A 4,517-nucleotide genomic window follows, 5' to 3' on the forward strand; every position below is an offset into this window, starting at 1 on the left:
GGCCGCACAGGTCGAAAGTCTCGGCCACTGATGCGCACGCAAATCGTCGTCATCGGGTCCGGGCCGTCCGGGCTGCTGCTTGGGCAATTGCTGGCCGGCATCGGCGTCGAGACGGTCATTCTGGAACGCGCAAGCCGCGAGCACGTGCTTGGCCGCGTGCGGGCAGGGGTGCTCGAACAGGGCACCGTCGAATTGCTGGAACAGGCCGGCGCGGCGGCAAGGCTGCATGCCGAAGGGCTGCCGCATACTGGCATCTCGCTCGCCTTCGACGGACGCTTGCATCCCATCGACCTCAAGGCGCTGACCGACGGCAGGCATGTCACCGTCTATGGCCAGACCGAGGTGACGCATGATTTGATGGACAAGCGCGACGCGGCTGGGCTGACCACGATCTACGAGGCGGCAAATGTCGCTCTGCACGATTTCGACGGCACCGCGCCTTTCGCCACCTATGACAAGGATGGCGTCACGCATTGCATCGACTGCGACTTCGTTGCCGGCTGCGACGGTTATCATGGCGTCAGCCGCAAATCGGTGCCCGAGCGTACCCTAAAAATCTTCGAGCGGCAGTATCCGTTCGGCTGGCTCGGCGTGCTGGCCGAGGTGCCGCCAGCCGACCGCGAACTGGTCTACGCCAATCACGAGCGGGGTTTTGCGCTGTGCTCGATGCGCTCGACGCATCGCAGCCGCTACTATGTGCAATGCCCCCAGGACGATCGCGTGGAGGCGTGGTCGGATGAGCGCTTCTGGGACGAGTTGCGCCGCCGCTTGCCGGAGCAGACCGCGGCAAATGTCGTCACCGGCCCATCTTTCGAGAAATCGATCGCGCCGCTGCGCTCCTTCGTTGCCGAGCCAATGCGCTTCGGCAGGATGTTCCTGGTTGGCGACGCCGCCCATATCGTACCGCCGACCGGGGCGAAAGGCCTCAACCTCGCCGCCAGCGACGTGCGCTATCTCTTCGCAGGTTTGCGCGACTTCTACGTCGAGAAGTCACATGATGGCATCGACGCCTATTCCGGCAAGGCGCTGGCACGGGTCTGGAAGGCGGTGCGCTTTTCCTGGTGGATGACGACGATGCTGCACCGTTTTCCCGACACCGGCGATTTCGGCCAACGCATCCAGGAGGCCGAACTCGACTACCTCGTGCACTCGCGCGCCGCATCGACCGCGCTCGCCGAGAACTATGTCGGCCTGCCTTATTGAGGGCTGCGGATCATCCAGCGCCTTGCTGCCTGGCAAAATCCAAAAGCATCGGGCGCTGCCCCTTGAGGATTTTCACCTCGGCCTCGGGCAAGGTGAACCAGCCCGCTCTGTCGACCTCCGGGAACTCCTTCAGGGATCCCGACCTTGGCGGCCATTCCATGGTGAAGCTGTTGCTCTTGATGGAGGTCACATCGATGTCGATGGTCGCCTCGACGGACCAGGCCGAGACGATCTTGCCGCCCGGTTGCCTGTAGTCGCCGAGACGAGTGAAGTATCCATCGACCTTGACGCCAAGCTCTTCCTCGGTCTCGCGTTGCGCTGCCGTCAACTCGTCCTCGTTTTCGTCGACAAGACCCTTCGGTATCGACCACGCACCATCGTCCTTCTTCGCCCAGAAGGGGCCGCCCGGGTGAACCAGCAACACTTTGAGACCACCGTCTTCGCGGCGATGGATCAGCAATCCCGCACTCCGTTTTGCCATTTTATATGTCCGTCTGCGAAGCCGGCAGCCTGCCACTGGTTCCTTGAATCGTTGACGCGAACCTTGCACCAAGGGATTGCGACGCTATGTCAGGCGCGGCTGCATTGCACCTCACCCGCGAGTCCGGCAATCTGATACCATCGCCTATTTGGCGGCTCGAAGGCTAGGTGACGATGCAACTCGGTCTTATTGGCTACTACAGCGACTTCGTCGTGTATCCGCTGGTAATCGCCGTGCTGGCAGTGGCCGGGCTGCTCGAAGCCGGCGAAGAGGGTGCGCCGGGCTGGATAGGCACGGTCCTCGCCTGTCTCGGCCTCTGGACGCTGATCGAGTATGTGCTGCACAGGTTCGTTCTTCACCACATTCCCTACATCAAGGACCTGCACGACCGTCACCATGTCGAGGAGCGCAGTTCGGTGGGCACGCCGACCTGGCTCAGCCTCGGGGTGCATGCGCTGGTCGCGTTCCTGCCGCTATGGATGATCTCGGATTTCGCCACCGCTAGCGCGGTAAGCTGCGGGTTGATGCTGGGGTACCTCTGGTACATCAGCATCCACCACATGATCCATCACTGGCATCCCGCGCATCCGAGCTATCTCTACACGCTCAAGCGTCGCCACGCGGTCCATCACCACATCGACGAAGCGGCCAATTTCGGTGTGACGTCGGCGTTCTGGGATCGCGTTTTCGGGACGGCGCGGCTCTAGTCCGAGGCCAGATCAACCCCAATCGTTCAACGCCTCTTCCCGCGACCTCCGGGAGACTTGGCTCCGCGGGGTCCGCTCTGAGCCGGCGTGTTGTTCTGGTTTTCGTCGGACAGTTTTCGCCAGCGGGCAAGGCGCTCCGGATCGAGCGTCCCGGCCTTCAAGGCAGCCTGCACAGCGCAGCCCGGCTCATGCACATGCGTGCAGTCGCGGAACTTGCACAGCGGCGCGAGCTCGGTGATTTCGGCAAACAGCGTGTCGATACCGGAGGCGACGTCGCTGACCTGCAGCGTCCGCATTCCCGGCGTGTCGATCACCCAGCCGCCGCCGGCAATGGCGTGCAGCGATCGCGACGTGGTGGTGTGGCGTCCCTTGGCATCGTGCTCACGAATGCCTCCGGTCTGCTGCGGCGATTGCTGCCCCGATCCGGCCAGCGTGTTGACCAGCGTCGATTTGCCGACACCGGAGGAGCCGATCAGCGCCACCGTCTGGCCGACACCGCACCAGGCAGCCAGGACGGTCGCCGCATCCGATGTCCGGGGGTTCAGCGTCACGACCGGCAATCCACGCTGCAACGCGGCAGCCTGCCGTGCATACGTCTCGGCGTCTTCAGCGGTATCGGCCTTGGTCAGCAGGATCACTGGCGTCGTTCCGGCCTCATTGGCGAGCGCCAGATAACGCTCGAGCCGGGCGGGATTGAAGTCGGCATTGCACGAGGTGACGATGAACAGCGTGTCGACATTGGCCGCGGCAAGCTGCGGCACCCTGCCGCCCTGGGTGCGGCGCTCCAGCACCGTCTTGCGGACCAGGCGGCGCTGCACAAGGTGTTCATGCCCATCGACCAGTACCCAGTCGCCGACCGCATAGTCGCCGGTGTTCGCCTGCGCCGGCAGCGTCAGATCGACCGGCCCGGCCTGGGACAGGCCGGTCAGGCGATCGCGGTGGACGGTGGCGATCCGTGTCGGGACAAGATCGGCTTCGCCGGGTTCGAGCTGGTCGCCAAAAAAATCCGTCCAGCCCAGGCCGGCAAGCGATGGCATGGAGTGGTCCGTCACGACTTTGACCACGGCGTCGCGGACATTGGAGAGTATCCCTGGCAGGTGAGGCGCGGACGGGGTGGGCGATTGCCCTGCTGTATGGGCGGCATGGCGGCATTTGGCAAGCAGGCCGGAGCCGAGAGCGAGCGGCAAGCTTCTGCAGCCTATCCCTCGATCGTCGAACTGACGATCAAGTCGACGAAACAGCGCTATCCGAAAGCGTTTGGCGGGAAAAAACGGCGGCGAGCCGCCTCAGTTTTGAAATGTTAACGAATAATTTGACGCATGCAATATTTCTGGGTTCTATTGGTAACTGTGAAAATTGACTGAATAAGTTCCATCCAGGATTGTCGCATCCGGTCAACGGCCGCATGACTGGGGGCGGGCCGATCATGGCAGGGGATCAGGAATATATCGATGGCGGAGAAGACGCACCGCACGATGGATGACTTCGCCCAGGCATGCGGCGTGTCCCGGCCTACGCTGTCCAAATATTTCGACGATCCGGCGAGCGTGAAGCCGGCGACGCGGGCGCGCATCGAAGCCGCCCTGCGCTCCTCGGACTATCAGCCCAACCTTTTCGCCCGAAATCTCAACCGCAAGCGCACCCGCAACATCGGCATCGTCGTGCCGACGATCACCGATCCGTTCTACGCCGAGATGGTCAGCCGCATCGAATTTCGCTGCCGCGACGAAGGCTACTGGCCGATCGTCATCTCCTCACATGGTTCGCCGAAGCTGGAGGCGGAGTCGGTCAGGACGCTGCTGTCCCTGAAGGTAGCCGGCGCGATCATCGCCCCACTGGGTCTGGCTTCCGACCGCGGCGTCTTCGACAAGCTCGGGCAGGACATTCCGATCGTCTATTTCGACACCTATATCGAGGGCGATACGCCGTTCGTCGGCAACGACAACCGGCAGAGCGTCTCGACCATCGTCGACTATCTCTGCCGTTCGGGTGAGCCGCCGGTCTATCTCGACATCCCACACGTCAACCACAACTCCGGCGAACGCCAGGAAAGCTACATCGTCGCGATGGAGACCGCCGGGTTCAAGCCGGTCGTCATCGAAGGCACCCGCGATTACACCTGGGAC

The 4,517-nt window shown here is 63.0% G+C and carries 6 protein-coding genes; 4 read left to right on the plus strand and 2 right to left on the minus strand.

Annotation, left to right across the window (positions count from 1 at the left end):
- The first annotated feature begins 30 nt into the window (after positions 1–30).
- The gene (pobA, locus tag EN750_RS20085; protein WP_127397440.1) at positions 31–1,203 is read left to right on the plus strand and encodes a 4-hydroxybenzoate 3-monooxygenase; all 1,173 of its coding nucleotides are present in this window, start codon (positions 31–33) and stop codon (positions 1,201–1,203) included.
- A 10-nt stretch (positions 1,204–1,213) separates the two neighbouring features.
- Here the strand turns inward: pobA and EN750_RS20090 are convergent, their stop codons facing one another.
- The gene (locus EN750_RS20090; RefSeq protein WP_127397441.1) at positions 1,214–1,684 is read right to left on the minus strand and encodes an NUDIX domain-containing protein; all 471 of its coding nucleotides are present in this window, start codon (positions 1,682–1,684) and stop codon (positions 1,214–1,216) included.
- 173 nt (positions 1,685–1,857) lie between these two features.
- On the opposite strand from EN750_RS20090, the gene EN750_RS20095 reads away from it, so the two are divergent.
- On the plus strand, positions 1,858–2,391 hold the full coding sequence (locus tag EN750_RS20095; RefSeq protein ID WP_127381450.1) for a sterol desaturase family protein: 534 nt from the start codon (positions 1,858–1,860) through the stop codon (positions 2,389–2,391).
- A 26-nt stretch (positions 2,392–2,417) separates the two neighbouring features.
- On the opposite strand, the gene rsgA is transcribed toward EN750_RS20095, so the two are convergent.
- On the minus strand, positions 2,418–3,428 hold the full coding sequence (rsgA, locus tag EN750_RS20100) for a ribosome small subunit-dependent GTPase A (protein WP_189526333.1): 1,011 nt from the start codon (positions 3,426–3,428) through the stop codon (positions 2,418–2,420).
- A gap of 96 nt (positions 3,429–3,524) precedes the next feature.
- Between rsgA and EN750_RS39530 the strand changes: the two genes are divergently transcribed.
- Together EN750_RS39530 and EN750_RS20105 are read left to right on the plus strand one after the other, a co-directional pair.
- Complete coding sequence (locus EN750_RS39530; protein ID WP_189526335.1) at positions 3,525–3,695, plus strand: hypothetical protein; 171 nt, start codon at positions 3,525–3,527, stop codon at positions 3,693–3,695.
- Positions 3,696–3,842: 147 nt separating this feature from the next.
- A partial coding sequence (locus EN750_RS20105; RefSeq protein WP_145967789.1) for a LacI family DNA-binding transcriptional regulator occupies positions 3,843–4,517 on the plus strand: 675 nt, incomplete at its 3' end.

Origin of the sequence: Mesorhizobium sp. M7A.F.Ca.ET.027.03.2.1 (assembly GCF_003999175.1) — a bacterium.
GTDB lineage: Bacteria > Pseudomonadota > Alphaproteobacteria > Rhizobiales > Rhizobiaceae > Mesorhizobium.

Bases quoted from the DNA above. Each gene is read 5' to 3' on its own strand.
- EN750_RS20095 (WP_127381450.1), top strand. From the start codon at position 1,858: ATGCAACTCGGTCTTATTGGCTACTACAGCGACTTCGTCGTGTATCCG.
- EN750_RS20090 (WP_127397441.1), bottom strand. From the start codon at position 1,684: ATGGCAAAACGGAGTGCGGGATTGCTGATCCATCGCCGCGAAGACGGT.
- EN750_RS39530 (WP_189526335.1), top strand. From the start codon at position 3,525: ATGGGCGGCATGGCGGCATTTGGCAAGCAGGCCGGAGCCGAGAGCGAG.
- rsgA (WP_189526333.1), bottom strand. From the start codon at position 3,428: ATGCCATCGCTTGCCGGCCTGGGCTGGACGGATTTTTTTGGCGACCAG.
- pobA (WP_127397440.1), top strand. From the start codon at position 31: ATGCGCACGCAAATCGTCGTCATCGGGTCCGGGCCGTCCGGGCTGCTG.